Here is a 19,711-nt window from a genome sequence, read left to right on the forward strand (position 1 = left end):
TTTTTTTGAAATTTGAACAGGGAGAAAGGAATGAGAGTATTAAAGTTTGGGGGCTCGTCGTTAGCCGATGTAGACCGATTCTTAAGGGCTGCGAACATAATTGCGAACAACGCGCAGCAAGAAGACATTGCGGTTGTATTGTCTGCTCCAGGGAAAACCACCAATAAATTAGTCGCTGTTGTAGAAACTGCATTAAATGGGCTCAATCCAACACCTCAAATAGACGAACTACGCCAAAGCTTCTCGCAGCTACTGGAACAAGTTCAAGCTGAACTCCCTACACTATCTTCTGCTGCTTATCTTGAGCAGGTGGAAGAGTCACTGAGTCACCTTACTCAATTTGTTGAAGGTATTCGCTTATTGGGTATGTGCCCAAACAACGTTTACGCTCGCATAATTAGTAAAGGTGAGCGAATTTCAATTCAGTTAATGAAAGCGGTGCTGGAAGCAAAAGGCCAACCTGCAAGCTTAATCGACCCAGTAAAATATCTGATAGCATCAGGTGATCATCTTGAAGCGTCTGTGGATGTTGAGAAGTCGACCATCAACTTTGCCACTCAACCACTAGAAAGTGGTGTTGTACACATCATGCCTGGATTTACAGCCGGTAATGAACAAGGTGAACTGGTTACTCTAGGCCGCAACGGCTCGGATTACTCAGCGGCAGTATTGGCCGCTTGTCTTCGTGCAGAGTGTTGTGAGATTTGGACCGATGTCGATGGGGTGTATAACTGCGACCCAAGACTGGTCGAAGATGCTCGTCTACTCAAATGTTTGAGCTATCAAGAAGCGATGGAGCTTTCTTACTTCGGCGCTTCTGTACTACACCCTAAAACCATTGCACCAATCGCTCAATTCCACATTCCTTGCTTAATCAAGAATAGCTTTAATCCTCAAGGTGCAGGTACTCTGATTGGACAAGACACCGGCGAAGATAACTTACCGATTAAAGGGATCACCACATTAAGTGATCTAACAATGGTTAATGTCTCTGGCCCAGGTATGAAAGGCATGGTGGGCATGGCGAGTCGCGTCTTCGGTGCAATGTCAGCAGCAGGCGTTTCGATTGTGTTGATCACACAATCTTCGTCAGAGTACTCCATTAGCTTCTGTATAGAAGAAGCCGACAAAGTAAAAGCAAAACGCGCCTTAGAAGACTCTTTTGAGCTCGAGCTAAAAGACTCGCTTTTAGAGCCGGTAGAATTTATTAGCAATGTGGCCATTGTGACATTGGTTGGCGACGGCATGCGCACCTCAAAGGGTGTGGCATCGCAATTCTTCGCTTCTTTAGCTGAAGTGAACGTAAACGTAGTCGCTATTGCTCAAGGTTCATCAGAGCGAGCTATCTCTGCGGTGATCCCTGAAGACAAAATTTCAGAGGCGATCAAAGCCTGTCATGAAAACTTGTTCAACTCTAAGCACTTTTTAGACGTGTTTGTTGTTGGCGTTGGTGGTGTTGGTGGTGAACTGGTTGATCAGATCGAGCGTCAGCAAGCGAAACTAAAAGACAAAGGCATAGTGATCAGAGTATGTGGTTTAGCAAACTCTAAAGGGTTATTAGCTGACCCAGCAGGACTGCCACTCGAGCAGTGGCGCGATCGCATGTCCAACGTGAGCGAAAAGTTCTCAGTCGCTCAATTGAGCTCAATCGTGCAACGTAATCACATTATTAACCCTGTACTGGTGGACTGTACTTCAAGCGAAGATATTGCGGCTCAGTATGCCGATTTCCTCTCTGCGGGTTTCCACGTGGTGACGCCGAATAAAAAGGCAAATACTGCTAGCATGGCGTACTACCATCAACTGCGTGATGTGGCCCGTTCTTCTCGACGCAAACTGCTTTATGAGACAACAGTAGGCGCAGGCTTACCGGTTATTGAGAACCTACAGAACTTAATCTCTGCGGGTGATGAACTTGAACGCTTTAATGGGATTCTCTCTGGCTCGCTCTCTTTTATCTTTGGCAAGCTAGACGAAGGGATGACCTTAAGTGAAGCAACCAATGTAGCGAAAAGTAACGGCTTCACTGAGCCCGACCCACGAGACGATCTTTCTGGAATGGATGTTGCTCGTAAACTGCTTATCTTGGCTCGTGAGGCAGGCATGTCTATTGAGCTAGAAGATGTCATTGTTGATCAGGCACTGCCACCAGGTTTTGATGACTCTGGTAGCATCGACGAGTTTATGGCTCGTTTGCCAGAAGCCGATGCCTATTTCTCAGAGCTCCTTAATCAGGCTCGAGAAGAAGGTAAGGTGTTGCGCTATGTCGGTGAAATTGCAGATGGAAAGTGTCGCGTGAAAATCGCTGCTGTCGACGGTAACGATCCAATGTATAAAGTAAAAGACGGTGAGAATGCGTTGGCGTTTTACAGCCGCTACTACCAACCTATTCCACTGGTCCTGCGCGGTTATGGTGCAGGCACTGAAGTTACCGCTGCAGGTGTATTTTCTGATGTAATGCGTACCCTTGGATGGAAGCTAGGAGTGTAATATGGCTGTAAAACAAAGCGTTGTCGTTTACGCACCAGCGTCTATCGGAAATGTGAGTGTCGGCTTTGATGTGTTAGGTGCTGCAGTGTCTCCTATCGATGGTACCTTGTTAGGTGACCGAGTTATGGTAGAAAGTTCTGAGCAGGAATTTGAGCTCGCGGCAGTGGGGCATTTTGTCGATAAGTTGCCAGAAGATCCTAAAGAAAACATTGTCTACGATTGCTGGCAAGTATTTGGCCGTGAATTAAGTCGTAAGCGTGTGCCGTTATTGCCTCTCAAGATGACACTTGAAAAGAACATGCCTATTGGCTCAGGATTAGGATCTAGTGCATGTTCCATTGTTGCCGCACTCGACGCGCTTAATCAGTATCATGATAAGCCGCTTGATGAAACGGAACTGCTCGCGTTAATGGGCGAGATGGAAGGCCAGATCTCTGGTGGAGTGCATTACGATAACGTTGCGCCTTGTTATCTTGGTGGACTGCAATTAATGATTGAAGAGCTGGGAATTATTTCGCAGTCTGTTCCGAGTTTTGACCAATGGTATTGGGTTATGGCGTACCCGGGTATTACGGTATCTACGGCTGCAGCAAGAGAGATTCTTCCTGCACAATATCGTCGCCAGGATATTATTGCTCACGGTCGTCACTTAGCTGGGTTTATTCACGCAAGCCATGCTGGAGAACCAAAGCTTGCGGCTAAAATGATTAAAGATGTCATTGCCGAACCATACAGAGAGAAATTACTGCCAAACTTCGCTGGAGCAAGACAGTTTGCTGCGACAGCCGGCGCTTTGGCAACCGGAATTTCAGGCAGTGGCCCCACGCTATTTAGCGTGTGCGATAATGAAGATATCGCTCAACGAGTGGCAAGCTGGCTTGCCGAAAATTATGTTCAAAATGACCAAGGATTCGTGCATATTTGTCGATTGGACAAGCAAGGGTCTGTCGTAACAGGAAAGGAATTATGAAGCTGTACAACATCAAAGAGAACGACGAGCAAGTCTCATTTGGACAAGCGGTTCGCCAAGGACTAGGCCGTAATCAAGGTCTGTTTTTTCCAAGCCAATTGCCATTTTTTGACGACATTGACAGCCTGCTGGCGGAAGATTTTACTTCTCGTAGCAGCAAAATATTGTCGGCACTGATTGGAGATGAGTTATCTGAGCAACAAGTTTCAGAGCTAGTGAATGCGGCTTTTCAATTTCCAGCACCAATCAAAGCAGTCAAAGACGGCGTGTATGCGCTAGAACTTTTCCACGGTCCAACGTTAGCATTTAAAGACTTTGGTGGGCGCTTTATGGCGCAATCACTGGCTGCGGTATCTGATGGTGGAAAAATCACAATACTGACGGCTACCTCTGGTGACACTGGCGCGGCAGTCGCGCATGCGTTTTATGGCATGGACGATATCAACGTGGTGATCTTGTATCCAAAAGGAAAGATCAGTCCATTGCAAGAAAGCCTATTTTGTACTTTGGGTAAAAACATTCATACCGTCGCCATTAATGGAGACTTTGATGATTGCCAAGCGCTGGTTAAAAACGCCTTTGATGACGAAAAACTGCGTCAGGATATTGGCCTAAACTCAGCGAACTCAATCAATATTAGCCGTTTGATGGCACAAATTTGCTACTACTTTGAAGCCGCTGCGCAAATGAGTAAAACAGAGCGAGAAAACTTGGTGATTTCTGTACCAAGTGGCAACTTTGGTAACCTGACCGCGGGTCTCCTTGCAAAGGCGTTAGGCCTACCGGTTAAGCGCTTTATCGCTGCCACTAACGCAAACGACACTGTGCCTCGTTATCTAGAAACAGGTCAGTGGGATCCTAAGCCAACAGTTGCGACAACCTCCAATGCAATGGATGTAAGCCAGCCAAACAACTGGCCACGCATCGAAGAGTTGTGCCGAGTTAAGGAGTGGGGATTAGAGACGTTAGGAAAGGGTGCGGTCACCGATACGCAAAGTGCAGAGTCGGTGAAGGAGCTTCACGAACTTGGCTATCTTTGTGAGCCTCATGGCGCCATCGCTTACCGAGTGTTGGACCAGCAGTTAGCAGAAGGTGAAACGGGACTGTTCTTATGTACCGCGCATCCTGCGAAATTTAAGGAAGTGGTGGACGATATTCTAGAAACAGACATCGATTTGCCAGGACCACTTGCAAAACACGCTGCAATGGAGCTGCTCTCTGAAGAGCGCGACAATGATTTTGACGCGTTAAAAGAAGTGCTTTACGCCGCGCAGAAATAACATCACCCTCGATGAATTATCTAGCCCTATGGCATTTATGCTCTAGGGCTTTTTTTATTTCAGTATTTGCTTCACCGCCATTTTAGCGACTTTAGGCGCGCCTTTTTTAACCGCCTTGCCCCCCAGTTTACCTGCGCGACTTAACTGAGTTTTTAGCGCAGTGCCTCGCTTGATGGCTTCCATTCGTTGGCGGTTATGTTGAACATGTATGGCGTGCTGTAGCTCCTGTTGTAAAAGCTGCTTTAGCTCTAGGACACCCATATTGACTCTATCGGGTGCAATGCATAATGGCGCGCTGACATCAGCGTTTAGTAGCTCATGATTGTGCTTAACGGCAGCTGCAATTACCTTAGCTTTAGCACTGGTAGGGTTGCTAAGATCGTATGGAGGGCTCCATTCTGCTTGCGGTGATAGCCTATCCACTTGATTCACTATGGCAATAATTCGTGGCTTCTTGCGCGAGATATTTTCTGGCAGAGAGTAGAAGTGATTGATCATCTCAAGTAATTGCGAATCTAAAGCTCTTGCAGGTTGATTCGCCTTTAGCACCCACAGCACGATGTCGGCGTGTGTCACCTGCTTTAGACTCTGTTTTGCCGTCTTTGCATCACCATCGAGTCCTTTTTGATCAACAATTTTGACGGTAACATCGTCCAATACCGCTTGATACACCGCATGCATATCGGTTGAGGGCAACGGGTCGACTTCTGCGACAAGCTCTTTTTGCATCGCATTGATCAATGAGGACTTACCGCTACTTGTTTGGCCAACCAGCACAACGCGGATCGGCTCTGGCTCCGCTGGCTGATATCGTTCATCTTCTTTGGCGATGGTGGAGTCTGTTATGTCATCATCGTCTAGACTAAAGCGACCACTGTAGAGATCGATAGCGACCGCTGCCACCTCATCTAAAAGTAGTTTCTTGGCTTTCAATTGCATTTCGTCGGCCAGTCCGCGTGTCATCGAGGACGTTGCTTGTTGCTTACCGAGATCAGAAAGGACTTTTGCGGGATTAAAATAGAGGTTCTTCGCATGGTTAGCCCAAATTGCGGCAGTCACCAAGTTCTTGCCTAGCTCGCCGTATTTATCATAGGCGTCATAACCTGCTCGAATGTATGAGATTTTCATGAGTTCAATGGCAGGGATATGTTCATTGACAGTTAACCGGTATCGGCGACTGATCTCTTCAAACAGTTTTAACCCTTCAGGGATAGAAAAGTCTAGGGTCGACTTTTCGAACTCGGTGGCAACTGCTTCCAATACATTGATACTCGCAGTATCCATTTCTGACCAAGCGAGTTCGCGATTAAGTTGCTTCTCAACCGTGCTTTGCGCGTGCTGCCATATACGTTGCTCGTTCTCAGACCAATCGGGATTAAACGCAATATCGTCTTCGTCAGCGGGGGACTCATTGTGTTCTTTTTTTGCAATCCAAAATAGTGGAAGGGCAACGACCAAGGTGCTAATGGTGGTGATCAGTGATAGTTGCAGTAAGTATCCATGCTGAAAAGCCAATACAATCCCGTACCCCATCGTTATAAGCACAGGAAACAACAAAGAGATGAGCATAATGCCGATGCGCCCACCAGAAATTGCGGCCAGAAATCGATAGAGATTAGTGATCTTTTTCATAGCCAGATGCCTTTTTGCCTTGTTTTAGTGCGTCCCGATAGAGCGCTTGTAACTCTTCAGGTTTGGGCTCTTCACCACTGCTCTTCTTGTAAAAATAGTAGCAGGCGGCTCGACCTATCGCGTATGTGGTGCCAAAACTAATTGCAGCAGCAGCGGCGGCTGCAACGGTTTGTCCCCATCCAGGTATTAACTTGGGGACTTGTCTTGCCCCCAGCTTAACGGCGTATTGAACGGCAAAACTGCCCCCCATACAGCCAATGAGCTCAGAAAAGGCACGTTTATTCCACTCTACACCATATTGGTTGGCTAAGCTGTGCAGCAGTTTTGCCTGTATAGCCGGTACGGTAACCAGCCCAACGGCGGGAAAGATATCGGTGGTCGCAGCGCTTCCGGCATACCACAGTACCTCATTTTCCAATGCTTTAAAGTTTTGCTGTTCAAGGGACGCGTGTTCAGAATGGTTGGCCATGAGGCCAATGACTGGAATTTGCGCAGCAAGCTGCTCAATCAATTGAGGATAATGATAACACTCGGTGCTGTTAGGGCTGACACTGTACTGCTGCTCTGGGTGTGCATCTAAAGGGGCAAAGTCCACCTCAATGCTGTGTATGTTAGTGCCCCAAAGCTGTGTGATTTGCTGAGTGTTAAACGCAACTTGGCGCTCTCTATCGGCTTTGGATGAGGATAAGACAGCCGTATGAACCAAGAGTAATTGAGTCGACCCTAGCCGCTTTTTCACCTGTTTCAATGCGGCAAGTAACGCACTTTGTTCAGGATCGTCCGCTTTTACAAGTACCACAATGCCGTGACTGGTGCTCAAAGCTTGTTCTATATCTTGACTGGCGTCATACCCGGACTCAGCCAAACCTCTTGTGTCCATAAATCGAAGTAATGGACTCTGCTTTGGAAACGTGTAACTGGAAGCTGTAAGCGTACAGGGTTCAAATCCATTGCCGATTTCGATATGACTTTCACCGGTTATGGCATGAACGAGTGAGGATTTTCCTGATCCTGTTTTACCTAAAAGCCAAAGAGTAGGAAGGTGCTGGCGCTGGACATCACGCGCTTGCGTTAGATCTGGGTTTTGATTCGGGCTTATCGCATTTTTTATTTTTTCGAACATGCCTACTACTTACACCTCTTAAGGTCGTACAGAAGGCAAAATCAGCCAAACTGATCTCGCAAACACTTACTGTATAAAATTCTGCGGTGCAGTGATAGTACTAGGAGAGCGGTATTCGATAGCGGAGGACTTAAAAAAAAACGCCCGGCAGTTGCCGAGCGTTTTGAAATGGGTAGTGACGATTACAGACTTTCTGTGAAAGTACGTGCAATAACGTCTTTTTGCTGCTCTGTCGTTAGAGAGTTAAAGCGTACTGCATAGCCTGATACACGAATAGTAAGCTGTGGGTACTTCTCTGGGTTGTTTACAGCGTCTTCTAGCGTTTCACGTTTTAGAACGTTAACGTTTAGGTGTTGACCACCTTCAATCTTAGGCGCTTTCTCGATAGCCACTTCACGGCTTTCGTACTCACCTAGATCGGCAGCTGGAACAACCTGATCAGCTTCAAAACCAGCGACAGCTGCAACACAGCGTGCTTCGTTTTTGTCTGAATCGATTAGCCAAATTGAGTTTAGTAGATCATCGTTGGCTGCTTTTGTAATTTGAATACCTTGAATCATGGTTCACTCCTTTCCTGTATAGGAAGTTTAACTAGCTGTTAAGAATTGTTTAATTCAAACCAACAGGTAGCGGTTAAAAAACAGTGCGTGTTGATTTGAGTCAATAAAATCTGTTAATCCGTATTTTTCTTAAGGTTAAAAGATTGCGCTAAATCAATCAATGATTATTTTTCAAAAAAGTGTAGGTTATTCAAAAAAATTTGATAAGTTACTGGTTTTTATGAATGGTTAAAAAAAGTGCAACATTTCTCTTACTTTACCCATTGCGTACAATATGCTTTGATGTCGCAAAATTATCAGAGTTATCTTCATAAAGATTAGGAAAAGAACATGACACAGTCTCAATCTGTCAAATACATAGGCGCGCACGTGTCCGCCGCTGGAGGCGTAGAGAATGCCCCAGTAAGAGCACAGGAGATTGGTGCTAATGCGTTTGCGTTGTTTACCAAAAACCAGCGTCAATGGAAGGCTAAACCTTTAGAGGTCGAGAGTATTTCGCTGTTTAAGCAAAGATGTAAAGAACTGGGGTTTAGCTCTGAGCAAATTCTTCCCCATGACTCTTACTTGATCAACCTTGGCGCTCCAGATCCAGAGAAGTTAGAAAAATCACGCGCTGCATTCATCGATGAGATGGAGCGATGTGAGCTACTTGGGTTGACGCTGCTAAATTTTCACCCTGGCAGCCATTTGAAACAGTGTAGTGAAGAAGAGTGTTTGGCAACCATTGCTGAGTCGATCAACTTAGCGCATAAAGCGGTTCCTAACGTGATTGCTGTGATTGAGAATACCGCAGGCCAAGGAACCAACCTAGGATGGCGATTTGAGCATTTAGCGTCGATCATTGAGCAAGTAGAGGATAAATCTAGAGTGGGTATCTGTATTGATACATGTCACACATTCGCGGCGGGCTATGATTTACGAACTCAAGATGCTTTTAACCAAACGTTTGAAGAGTTCGATAGGATTGTTGGTATGCACTACCTCAGGGCAATGCACATTAATGACTCTAAAGTCGAGTTAGGAAAGCGAGTGGATCGCCATCATTCTCTTGGTGAAGGGCATATAGGGTGGGACTGTTTCAAATATATTGCTCAAGATCGCAGATTTGATGGTATCCCACTGATTTTAGAGACAATTGAACCAGAAATCTGGCACAATGAAATCCAACAATTAAGAGCTTACCACGCAAATCTTTTGGCTTAATTTGAACAAAGTATAAAAGATGTTTTTTAGCGATGGGCTGGCACGGAAATTGGATGGTTTAGAAAGGCAAGAGGCGTAATCAAGAGTTGTATGCGCCTCAATTTCGGTACTTATTTGCAGAAGGGGAAGTCCTATGCCTGTTGTTCACGCTCATCCCGTACCCAATCGTAACTCACACTCTCGTGGTCATTTCCGAACACCCCAAAAGAAAAAGCCTTCGACGTCATAACAAGTGACTCTCTAGACCAAGATAGCGTTCGCCCAACAATGTTGCTAGCAGAGCATTTTTGTTCAACTCTCTGCGTCTGACTACTTAGTGGGCGAGGGTTTTTATCTTCTCCAAAAAAAACTACACTTGTGCCACTGAAAAACAGAGGGAAGGTGTATGACTACCACTTGGTCTAGCATTTTAGATACACAGCGCAAGCTTGCCTATTATTCTGAGGTAGAGAGTTTTGTCGCGGCTCAAAGAGCGCAAGGTAAGAACATTTTTCCACCTCAAGAAGAGGTGTTCTCTGCGTTTGATGCCGTGGCGTTTGAGCAAGTAAAAGTGGTGATACTAGGGCAAGATCCCTATCACGGTGCTGGTCAAGCGCACGGTCTGAGTTTTTCGGTTAAGCCAGGTGTTAAGATTCCTCCATCACTGCGAAATATCTACAAAGAACTGCATCAAGATATTTCGGGGTTCACTATTCCAGAACACGGCTATTTGCAAAAGTGGGCCGATCAGGGTGTGCTGTTGCTTAACACCGTATTGACGGTTGAAGAGGGCAAAGCGCATTCTCATGCCAAATGCGGTTGGGAGCAGTTCACAGATGCTGTTCTGCGTGAGATCAATCAGCATCGGCAGGGTGTCATTTTTCTGTTGTGGGGAGCTCACGCGCAAAAAAAAGCCGCAATACTCGATGCCGACAGGCACCATTTGCTCGTTGCACCGCATCCTTCGCCACTGTCAGCTAGACGCGGTTTTTTTGGCTGTCAGCATTTCTCTAAAACCAATAAGTTATTGATTAAAAACGGTCATATACCAATTAATTGGCAAGTTTAGTCATCGATACCGATAATCGGTATTGAATACTTAACCTGTGTCAAAGCACCATGTGGCGAAAAGATATACACTTATACTTCAGATGGGATTCTGGAGGATAGGATCATGATGATTGAAGCCATTCGTCGAGAGCACGGATATATGGTACGTTTGCTGGCGATATTAAAGAAAAAACTAACCGCGCTTAAAGCGGAAGAAACAATAAACTATTCGCTGGTGTATGAAATCGCCGACTATCTGTGTAACCACACAGAAAAAACTCACCACCCTAAAGAAGACCTAATCTATCGCTACTACCTAGACCACTATGGAATGGATAAAACCATAACCAATCTAGAAGACGACCATGTTCAGCTGTCTGAGAAGTCCCACGCGTTTCTCACTACAGTAGAGATGATTTTGCAAGATGCAATTGTACCCACAGATATTTTTTCCCAGCAGCTGGGAGATTTCATTCGAGACCAAAAAACGCACTTGGACATCGAAGAAAGAGAAATACTACCAAGGATCACCGATACCTTTACCGTTTCTGACTGGCAAGCATTAGAAGCGCAATGGGGGACTCAAGAAGACGATCCAGTATTTGGTGAAACCATCGCCGACAAATACAAACAACTGGCTGAGCGAGTCAAAGGGACAGAGCGCGAATACGTTTAGCGCCAACAAGGTTAAAAATGGTCAGGCTTGCCTGGCCATTTTTTTTGCATATTTTTGCCCAATACCCTTGAAAAGTAATTTCGCGACCTTATCTAAGGGGCATACGAAATGAACTTTTGCTTCGAACTTGAAAAGTTTGTGGCATCCCCCCATTACTGGGGTTAGCAAGAAAACTGAATTTGGAGATGAACTGATGGGTAAAATCATTGGTATTGACTTAGGTACTACTAACTCATGTGTTGCTGTTCTTGACGGCGACGCGCCACGCGTAATTGAAAATGCTGAAGGTGAGCGTACCACAGCATCTGTTATTGCTTACACCGATGGTGAGACGCTTGTTGGTCAACCAGCAAAACGTCAAGCAGTAACAAACCCAACTAACACGTTGTTCGCTATCAAGCGTCTGATCGGTCGTCGTTTTGAAGACGAAGAAGTTCAGCGCGATATCGAAATCATGCCGTTTAACATTGTTAAAGCGGACAATGGTGATGCGTGGGTTGAAGCGCAAGGCCAAAAAATGGCGGCTCCTCAAGTTTCTGCTGAAGTTCTTAAGAAAATGAAGAAAACCGCAGAAGACTTCCTTGGTGAAGAAGTGACTGGCGCTGTTGTAACAGTTCCTGCTTACTTTAACGATGCACAGCGTCAAGCAACCAAAGATGCTGGTCGCATCGCAGGTCTTGATGTTAAGCGTATCATCAACGAACCAACAGCTGCAGCTCTAGCATATGGCCTAGACAAGCAAGGTGGCGATCGCACTATCGCAGTTTATGACCTTGGTGGTGGTACATTCGATATCTCTATTATCGAAATCGACGAAGTAGAAGGCGAGAAAACCTTCGAAGTATTGTCTACTAACGGTGACACTCACCTTGGTGGTGAAGACTTCGATAACCGCATGATCAACTACTTGGTTAGCGAATTTAAAGCAGAGCAAGGCATCGACCTTAAGAACGATCCTCTTGCGATGCAACGTGTTAAAGAAGCGGCAGAGAAAGCGAAAATCGAACTTTCTTCAGCGCAGCAAACTGACGTAAACCTACCTTACGTTACCGCTGACGCAACCGGTCCTAAGCACATGAACATTAAAGTGACTCGTGCAAAACTTGAGTCTCTAGTAGAAGACCTAGTACAACGTTCTCTTGAGCCGCTTAAAGTCGCTCTTGCGGATGCTGACCTATCTGTTAGCGAAATCACTGACGTTATCCTAGTAGGTGGCCAGACTCGTATGCCTATGGTTCAAGCTAAGGTAACTGAATTCTTTGGCAAAGAGCCACGTAAAGACGTTAACCCTGACGAAGCTGTTGCAATGGGTGCAGCTGTTCAAGGTGGTGTTCTTGCAGGTGACGTTAAAGACGTTCTTCTACTTGACGTTACTCCACTGTCTTTCGGTATCGAAACGATGGGCGGCGTAATGACTAAGCTTATCGAGAAAAACACCACTATCCCTACTAAAGCGGATCAAGTGTTCTCGACTGCAGAAGACAACCAAAGCGCTGTAACTATCCACGTTCTTCAAGGTGAGCGTAAGCAAGCGACGTACAACAAGTCTCTTGGTCAGTTTAACCTAGAAGGTATCAACCCAGCTCCACGTGGCATGCCACAAATCGAAGTAACTTTCGATCTGGATGCGGATGGTATCTTGAACGTGTCAGCGAAAGATAAAGCGACAGGTAAAGAGCAGAAGATCACTATTCAAGCGTCTGGCGGTTTGTCTGACGAAGAGATCGAAGCAATGGTTCAAGAAGCGGAAGCGAACAAAGAAGCTGACAAAAAGTTCGAAGAACTTGTCACTACTCGCAACCAAGCTGACCAAATGATCCACGGCACTCGCAAGCAAATGGAAGAAGCGGGTGACGCTCTACCAGCTGAAGAGAAAGAAAAGATCGAATCAGCGATTGCAGCACTAGAATCTGTTAAGTCTGGTGATGACAAAGAAGCGATTGACTCAAAAGTTCAAGAACTGATGCAAGCAGCTCAAAAGCTAATGGAGATTGCTCAGCAGCAAGCTCAAGCAGCTCAAGGCGGCGCAGACGCTGGTGAACAACCTCAACAAGACGATGTTGTAGACGCTGAGTTCGAAGAAGTAAAAGACGAAGATAAGAAGTAAGAACGTCCCTCTTTAACTAGAGGGTAATTCTACATTCTTGAAGTGCGGGCGTTGGAGTAATCTCTCGCCCGCATATTTGTAATAAGTTGCTAGTGATAAAGAAAGACCAAAGACGTACTTAAGCAAGCCATGCATCCTAAGTTGTTCTTTACCTCTTGGACTAATAAGAGCTGATCTTTATCTCTATCAACATGGGCATTTCGCGGCTAAGCCGCATGCAGTAATTTTTTGGTGACACATAACATGTCTAAACGTGATTTTTACGAAGTATTGGGCGTAAGCCGTGACGCATCTGAGCGTGATATTAAGAAAGCATACAAGCGCCTAGCAATGAAGTTTCACCCTGACCGCAATCAGGGTGATGAAGGTGCTGCGGAACAGTTTAAAGAAGTAAAAGAAGCGTACGAAATATTAACCGACGCACAGAAAAAAGCAGCCTACGATCAATACGGTCATGCAGCCTTTGAACAAGGTGGTATGGGTGGCGGCGGCTATGGTGGCGGCGCTGGTGGCGATTTTGGCGACATCTTCGGTGATGTGTTTGGTGACATCTTTGGTGGCGGTCGCCGTGGTGGCGGTGGTCAACGCGCGCAACGTGGCTCTGACTTGCGTTACAACATGGAGTTGTCGCTAGAAGAAGCCGTGAAGGGCGTCTCTAAAGAGATTGAAGTTCCTACACTGGTTAATTGTGATACCTGTGAAGGCTCTGGTGCGAAAAAAGGGTCAACCCCAGAAACCTGTGGTACCTGTCATGGCCATGGCCAAGTGCAAATGCGCCAAGGTTTCTTTGCGGTTCAGCAAACCTGTCCTACCTGTAATGGTAAAGGTAAAACGATCAAAGACCCATGTAATAGCTGTCATGGTCAAGGTCGCGTACAAAAAACCAAGACACTCAATGTTAAGATCCCAGCAGGCGTGGATACCGGTGACCGTATTCGACTTTCTGGCGAGGGTGAAGCGGGAGAAATGGGAGCGCCAGCCGGTGACTTGTACGTGCAGGTCCATGTGCGTGAACACCATATCTTTGAGCGTGAAGGCAACAACTTGTACTGTGAAGTGCCAGTTAGCTTTGCTATGGCGGCATTGGGCGGAGAAGTTGAAGTACCAACCCTTGATGGTCGTGTAAACCTAAAAGTGCCAGAAGAAACCCAAACCGGACGTATGTTCCGTATGCGAGGTAAGGGTGTTAAAGGCGTTCGAGGCGGCGGTGTTGGTGATTTAATCGTTAAGCTGGTTGTTGAAACGCCTGTTAAGCTAAGCGCTCGTCAAAAAGAGTTGCTTAAAGAGTTTGAAGAGTCTTGCGGTGGCGATGCTGCGAATAAGCATAAGCCAAAATCAGAAGGCTTTTTCAACGGTGTTAAGAAGTTCTTTGACGACTTAACCAGTTAATATTTCTGCTTAAACGGACGAAACGGAGGCAAATGCCTCCGTTTTTTATTGCCCCCAACACAATGTAGGTGCTTTGTGTTGGGCTTGAGTCAAGGTCATCGTATTGCAGACGTCATCGTCACCAAAGTGCGAGGTGGCTTGTAAGGTATAAGTTGCAGCAGACGTTATCGCAAACTCTACGTTGGACGAGGAATTACAGACCGTACATTGCCCTTCTGAAACAATCTGAAAATCATAACCATTAATAAAACTTGGATTTGACCGGTCATAACGCGCTTCTAATTGAAGTTGCAGCGTCAGCAAATCAGTTTGAACATTTGCGCGATGGCTACGCATTAAATGCTGCTGGTAACTAGGGTATGCAATGCTCGCGATTATTCCAACCAGCAGTATGACAGTGGATACTTCGATAAGCGTCATCCCCAGTGATGCAACTTTTGTCGAGTTCTTTATAAACATGTTTTCTCCATCCCATTCTAATCGACTCACCGCCATACAACGTGCGATCACATTACACTTTTCGCAACGGTCAGGAAGCAGTTGCATGAGGTTACATGACATATTACGAGACGCTTCGAGGGGTTGGATTACTAGAGTTTCTCATTGGTATATCGCTACTTACGCTACTTGCAGCATTTGCTACACCAAGTTTTATTCGGCTTCATGAATATCATCAAATGAGAAACTACGCTAATCAAATTAAACACCTAATGGACCAAGCTAGAATCGAATCGATGAAGCGGCGACAGCCCGTTTACGTTCATCGAGCGATTTCTGCCAGCAGCGAAATGAACTGGCGGGTGAGTTTGCATCTGGATGACGCTGAGCGGGATTATTCGGTTCATGAGCATAATTCGTTAGCCACAGTCTCTGGCACTGACGCGTTGTTAACGTCTACTCATACCGTTGTTGGCTACTCACCAAGGCATGGCCGAATAAATCAAGCTGGGCATTTTAAGCTTCAGTTACCTACTCAATCGAGTTCGCTAAAAATCATCTACCACAATGGCAGCGGGCGAATTCGTGTCTGCAGTACAGGGGAGGACAAATATGGCTACAAAGTCTGTTAAACAAATGACGCCCGCTACTCAGCGTGGCGGGAGTCTTATTGAACTGCTACTTGCCACGTTAATTGCGAGTGGTTTACTTGTGTCGAGTAGTCGTCTGTTTATTAAAACGCAGCAGCAGTCGTACCAACTACTGCAAGATGTCCAACTGATCGATGATTTGTATCGAACACTGTATATGCTCAAGACAGAAGTCAGGCGGGCTGGCTTTAATGCAACATTGGGCCATTCGCTTACTTTAACGGGTACATCGAAGGTGATTGAATCTGGCAGTGATTGGATTGATGTTATCTCGGTTATTGACGGTGAGGGTAAATGGTACAAAACACGTTATCAGAAGGATGCTAGCGACCCAACGTTAGACGTCTGCACTCAGAGTGTCTTTACGCACCTGTTAAAGCCAGGTTTAGGACCATGCAGTGGGAACTTTTTCTCGTTGCTGGACATTAACGCTGTTCAGCTCAGTGAGTTTTCTATTTCGCAGGCGATGTTAGCGGGCGGTAATACAAGTCTACTATCGATAGATATGACGCTAAGCCATGCCAATTCCGCAAAGCAACTGAGCCAATCTACGTTGATCAAACAGCGAAATTGGCAGTGATGAAAGTGACAGGCAAACATCGGGGTTTGGCTGTATTACTGCTAGTGCTCACTATGTTAAGCGTTTCATTGATGGTCACTCTGACAATGCATCATCGCATATTTGGCCTGCTCAAAGAGAGTCATATGCAAATGACGATGACTGAAGAGTTTTGGATTGCTGAAGGGGGATTAGAATGCGTATATGGACAATTGCGCAACAGCGGATTTGTATCGCACAGCTGCGGGTTAACAGCGTGTGATATTCACCTTTTTGCTATACCCGATGGCTGGGTGATTCATTCTACGTCAGGCAGCGTCACGGTGCGTAAAGGTTTTAATACTCTTGAGAATCGTTGGATAAGAGGCAGTTGGAATGACCTCTAACCAGAAGGGAGCCACAATGATCGAGGTATTGGTTGGCTTGTCTGTGTTAACCGCTGGGTTACTGTCCCTATTTTCACTACAAGCTCATTTCATTACAAGCACAGAGCACGCTCTACAAAACTTGCGCGCACTGCATCAGATGGACTCTCAACTGGAATACTTTCGCACACGTTCAAGCTCGCCCAGTGCCGCAGTAGGTAGTTTAGATTTTGCGTTACTGACCACTGGTCATAGAACTGAGAGGGTCGATGGAATAGAGCTGTCTTGGGAGGTCAGTACGGTGGCCTTGGCGGCCGAACCGTTAAAGCAGGTTGAGGTAACAGCAACATGGCAAGATAGAAAGGGAACGACACATACTAAAAAACTCACCACACTGTACAGTCAGTATGGTGAGTTTGATTGAACGGGTTAAACTTTTTGAGTAGCCGTATTTGGCACGTCTTGTTTTTCGCCAGGCAACTCGTCTTCCCCTTTTCCTTTTGAGGTTTTAATGACGAGTGTTGTTACGCCAAGAGTAAATAGAATGCCCGCAATGGTGGAGAAGTTCATTGGTAGCCCAAACCCTAGCGTACTGTTGTTAAGGATAAAGGTGACACACACCGTCGTCATAAACATTGCTGGTACTGTAGTTATCCAGTGCAGTTTGTTATGGCGTAGTAGGTAAGCAGAAGCGGTCCAAAGCATCATTACAGCAGTACTTTGGTTAGCAAAGCCGAAGTAGCGCCAGATAATACCAAAGTCAACTTGAGTTAAAATGCCACCAATAACGAACAGAGGCAAAGCCATAAGTAGACGATTGCGAAGTGTTTTTTGTTCTAGGTTGAAGTATTCAGCCAATATGAGACGACTTGAACGGAATGCAGTATCGCCCGAAGTAATCGGAAGAATCACTACACCCAAGAATGCAAGTACGCCACCAAAAAGACCAAGTAAACCAAATGATGCAGAGTACACAACATTACCAGGGCCACCGCTCGCGACTGCTGCTGCAAGTTCATCCATTGTGCCGAAGAACGATAACGCCAGAGCACACCAGATAAGTGCGATGACACCTTCACCGATCATTGCTCCGTAGAATACAAAACGGCCATTCTTTTCGTTTTGCATGCAACGAGCCATTAGTGGAGATTGAGTTGCGTGGAAACCAGAAATTGCGCCACAGGCGATAGTGATAAATAGAGCAGGCCAGATAGGCATGTCATTTGGGTTGAGGTTAGTGAACATATCACTGACTTCATATCCACCTAGTACAGTGTGCTCAGAAGATAGGCCGACAGCGGTGATCAAACCGACTGACATGAAAATGAGTAGAGCGCCAAACAGTGGATAGAAACGACCAATGATTTTGTCGACGGGAACAATTGTGGCGATGATGTAGTAACCAAAGATAATTGCCACCATCACAGACATTGTCATTGTGAAATCGGTTTTGTCGTTGATTAGGTTGGTGATCATGCCAGCAGGGGCAGAAACAAACACCACGCCAACAAGAAGCAGCAGAACAATAGCAAACACATTCATAAAGTGTTTGGCACCATTGCCAAGATAACGACCGGTTATTGTTGGTACGGATGCACCACCATTGCGAATAGACAACATTCCAGAGAAGTAGTCATGGACGGCACCGGCAAAAATACAACCGATAACGATCCAAAGCATTGCAGCGGGACCATATAAAGCACCCATAATAGGGCCAAAGATAGGGCCTACACCGGCAATATTCAGTAGCTGTACCAAGTACACTTTCTTGGTCGACATTGGAACATAGTCCACACCGTCATTTTTGGTGTGCGCAGGAGTTGTTCGATGTTCGTTGATACCAAACACCTTCTCAATAAACGCACCATAGATAAAGTAGCCACCAATTAAAGCCGCCACACAAGTTAGAAACCAGAGCATAATTTTAGTCCTTTACGATTAATCTACAGTTATTCTAAATAGGCACCGTTTATAAAGAAGTGGTCAATGATTCACTGGTTGTATGCAAAGCTGAGTGGCAGATGATGCAATTAAGCGGTTTTATTGCAGTGGATAAGCGGTAATTGAGTAAAGCCGAGAAAGTGACGAGCTTCTCAATATGGTCTTACTATTAAATAAGGTAAGATGGTAAGACATCACAAGGACATAATTTATGAATAAACAACAGTGGCTAATACTTGGGCTCGCAGTGTCTCTTATAGGATGCGCGTCTACACAGCAGCAACTCGCAGACAAGGGCGATTGGCAGGCAATTGGCTACCAAGATGGCGCTAAGGGAGTCACAGCTCGTAGCTACAAAGCGTTAAGTCAACTTGGTGAAGCCGATGTGTCGCAGTACCAACAAGGATATGAGCGCGGAAACAAAGAGTACTGCAACGCCGATTTTGCCTATCAAATTGGCCTATCAGGTCAATATTACGAAGGTGTATGTGAGGGGCATCCTGATGCTCAAAAATTCCGTATGGAGTGGCAACGCGGGTGGGCTCAGTCGCAGTAATCGCCAACACAAAGCCCTGCCTAGGTAGGAACTAAATGATGCCGAGATGCTCTTTGACTGAACGTAAATAACGACGACTAATTGGCACGGTAAATCCTGATTGTGTCATGATCTCTGCCAACCCATTCTCTAGCAAAGAGATCTCTTTGATCCGTTTAACATTGATTAGGTATTGTCGATGACAGCGGATCAACGGTGTTTTGTCCTCCAGTACCTTGAGAGACAACTGAGTTGTTAGCTCAGAATCCGCTGTTCTGACTAATACTCCCGTTATCCCTGTATACGCGCATTCCACGTTTTGGGTCGCAATGATCATGATTCTATGATTACCCGTGCAGGGTATTTGTTCGAGTTGAGCTGGTGCAATCGCTTCTACGGGTTTGGGTTGGTGCTTTTTCAGTTTACATAAGGTCTTTAGCAGTCGTTCTGGATTGATGGGTTTGAGCAGATAATCAAAGGCATTATCTTCAAAGGCTTGAATGGCATATTGATCATACGCAGTGACAAACACAATTTTGGGCATGGTTTCGGGATCTAACATCGCGAGCATTTCGATCCCGCTCACTTGCGGCATTTCAATGTCGAGAAAAACCACATCAGGCTTCACCGACTGGATCACTTTTAAGCCTTGAATAGCATTACTGGCTTGTTCGACAACCTCTACTTGGTTGCTCTCGTGTAGAAGATCAATCAGCTCTTCTCGTGCTAAGGGTTCGTCATCAATGACTACGGCGGTAAACAGG

19 protein-coding genes and 1 other annotated feature (1 of these 20 only partly in view) are annotated in these 19,711 nt (G+C 45.8%); of the genes, 13 read left to right on the plus strand and 6 right to left on the minus strand.

Annotated features, from left to right (window positions below; all coding sequences use genetic code 11):
• Positions 1–7, plus strand: a sequence feature (Thr leader region); it begins 108 nt to the left of the window's first position.
• Between the two features lie 23 nt (positions 8–30).
• From thrA to thrC, 3 genes are read left to right on the plus strand one after another with little or no spacing between them, the layout of a single operon-like run.
• Positions 31–2,490, plus strand: coding sequence for a bifunctional aspartate kinase/homoserine dehydrogenase I (gene thrA, locus JQC93_RS14040; protein WP_205159047.1), 2,460 nt, complete (start codon positions 31–33; stop codon positions 2,488–2,490).
• A gap of 1 nt (position 2,491) precedes the next feature.
• Positions 2,492–3,460 (plus strand): homoserine kinase, encoded by a 969-nt coding sequence (thrB, locus tag JQC93_RS14045; protein ID WP_205159048.1) that lies wholly within the window; start codon positions 2,492–2,494, stop codon positions 3,458–3,460.
• Positions 3,457–4,740 carry a threonine synthase gene (gene thrC / locus JQC93_RS14050; protein WP_205159049.1) on the plus strand — a complete coding sequence of 428 codons (1,284 nt, stop codon included), beginning with the start codon at positions 3,457–3,459 and terminating at the stop codon, positions 4,738–4,740. The genes thrB and thrC overlap by 4 nt, the downstream gene beginning before the upstream one ends.
• Positions 4,741–4,794: 54 nt before the next feature.
• On the opposite strand, the gene JQC93_RS14055 is transcribed toward thrC, so the two are convergent.
• The 3 genes from JQC93_RS14055 to grcA form a co-directional block, all read right to left on the minus strand.
• Complete coding sequence (locus JQC93_RS14055; protein ID WP_205159050.1) at positions 4,795–6,372, minus strand: GTPase family protein; 1,578 nt, start codon at positions 6,370–6,372, stop codon at positions 4,795–4,797.
• Complete coding sequence (locus JQC93_RS14060; RefSeq protein WP_205159051.1) at positions 6,356–7,495, minus strand: YcjF family protein; 1,140 nt, start codon at positions 7,493–7,495, stop codon at positions 6,356–6,358. Before JQC93_RS14060 ends, JQC93_RS14055 begins: the two co-directional genes overlap by 17 nt.
• 182 nt (positions 7,496–7,677) lie before the next feature.
• Complete coding sequence (grcA, locus tag JQC93_RS14065) at positions 7,678–8,055, minus strand: autonomous glycyl radical cofactor GrcA (RefSeq protein WP_084889208.1); 378 nt, start codon at positions 8,053–8,055, stop codon at positions 7,678–7,680.
• Between the two features lie 330 nt (positions 8,056–8,385).
• Between grcA and nfo the strand changes: the two genes are divergently transcribed.
• The 5 genes from nfo (at position 8,386) to dnaJ (ending at position 14,459) form a co-directional block, all read left to right on the plus strand.
• A complete protein-coding gene (gene nfo / locus JQC93_RS14070) occupies positions 8,386–9,258 on the plus strand; it encodes a deoxyribonuclease IV (RefSeq protein WP_205159052.1) in 873 nt (290 codons plus the stop codon).
• Between the two features lie 385 nt (positions 9,259–9,643).
• Entirely contained in the window at positions 9,644–10,306 is a 663-nt protein-coding gene (ung, locus tag JQC93_RS14075) for a uracil-DNA glycosylase (protein ID WP_205159053.1), read from the plus strand.
• Between the two features lie 105 nt (positions 10,307–10,411).
• Positions 10,412–10,963, plus strand: a complete 552-nt coding sequence (locus JQC93_RS14080) for a hemerythrin domain-containing protein (protein ID WP_205159054.1) — start codon at positions 10,412–10,414, stop codon at positions 10,961–10,963.
• 193 nt (positions 10,964–11,156) lie between these two features.
• Complete coding sequence (gene dnaK / locus JQC93_RS14085; RefSeq protein WP_205159055.1) at positions 11,157–13,070, plus strand: molecular chaperone DnaK; 1,914 nt, start codon at positions 11,157–11,159, stop codon at positions 13,068–13,070.
• A gap of 243 nt (positions 13,071–13,313) precedes the next feature.
• A complete protein-coding gene (gene dnaJ, locus JQC93_RS14090) occupies positions 13,314–14,459 on the plus strand; it encodes a molecular chaperone DnaJ (protein WP_205159056.1) in 1,146 nt (381 codons plus the stop codon).
• Between the two features lie 45 nt (positions 14,460–14,504).
• Here dnaJ and JQC93_RS14095 read toward each other — a convergent pair whose 3' ends face one another.
• Positions 14,505–14,918 carry a type IV pilin protein gene (locus JQC93_RS14095; RefSeq protein WP_205159057.1) on the minus strand — a complete coding sequence of 138 codons (414 nt, stop codon included), beginning with the start codon at positions 14,916–14,918 and terminating at the stop codon, positions 14,505–14,507.
• Between the two features lie 95 nt (positions 14,919–15,013).
• On the opposite strand from JQC93_RS14095, the gene JQC93_RS14100 reads away from it, so the two are divergent.
• The 4 genes from JQC93_RS14100 to JQC93_RS14115 all read left to right on the plus strand — a co-directional run bounded on the left by JQC93_RS14100 (position 15,014) and on the right by JQC93_RS14115 (position 16,895).
• Positions 15,014–15,529: a GspH/FimT family pseudopilin gene (locus JQC93_RS14100; protein ID WP_205159058.1), complete on the plus strand. Its 516-nt coding sequence runs from the start codon at positions 15,014–15,016 to the stop codon at positions 15,527–15,529.
• On the plus strand, positions 15,510–16,127 hold the full coding sequence (locus JQC93_RS14105) for a hypothetical protein (RefSeq protein WP_205159059.1): 618 nt from the start codon (positions 15,510–15,512) through the stop codon (positions 16,125–16,127). The genes JQC93_RS14100 and JQC93_RS14105 overlap by 20 nt, the downstream gene beginning before the upstream one ends.
• An 86-nt stretch (positions 16,128–16,213) precedes the next feature.
• Positions 16,214–16,492, plus strand: coding sequence for a hypothetical protein (locus JQC93_RS14110; protein ID WP_205159060.1), 279 nt, complete (start codon positions 16,214–16,216; stop codon positions 16,490–16,492).
• A 16-nt stretch (positions 16,493–16,508) separates the two neighbouring features.
• Entirely contained in the window at positions 16,509–16,895 is a 387-nt protein-coding gene (locus JQC93_RS14115; protein WP_205159061.1) for a type IV pilus modification PilV family protein, read from the plus strand.
• Between the two features lie 5 nt (positions 16,896–16,900).
• On the opposite strand, the gene JQC93_RS14120 is transcribed toward JQC93_RS14115, so the two are convergent.
• Positions 16,901–18,391: a carbon starvation CstA family protein gene (locus JQC93_RS14120; protein WP_205159062.1), complete on the minus strand. Its 1,491-nt coding sequence runs from the start codon at positions 18,389–18,391 to the stop codon at positions 16,901–16,903.
• 232 nt (positions 18,392–18,623) lie between these two features.
• Between JQC93_RS14120 and JQC93_RS14125 the strand changes: the two genes are divergently transcribed.
• Positions 18,624–18,968, plus strand: coding sequence for a DUF2799 domain-containing protein (locus JQC93_RS14125; protein WP_205159063.1), 345 nt, complete (start codon positions 18,624–18,626; stop codon positions 18,966–18,968).
• 31 nt (positions 18,969–18,999) lie between these two features.
• Here JQC93_RS14125 and btsR read toward each other — a convergent pair whose 3' ends face one another.
• Positions 19,000–19,710: a two-component system response regulator BtsR gene (gene btsR / locus JQC93_RS14130; protein WP_205159090.1), complete on the minus strand. Its 711-nt coding sequence runs from the start codon at positions 19,708–19,710 to the stop codon at positions 19,000–19,002.
• Position 19,711 lies beyond the last annotated feature (1 nt).

Origin of the sequence: Vibrio ulleungensis, assembly GCF_016900875.1 — a bacterium.
Taxonomy (GTDB): domain Bacteria; phylum Pseudomonadota; class Gammaproteobacteria; order Enterobacterales; family Vibrionaceae; genus Vibrio; species Vibrio ulleungensis.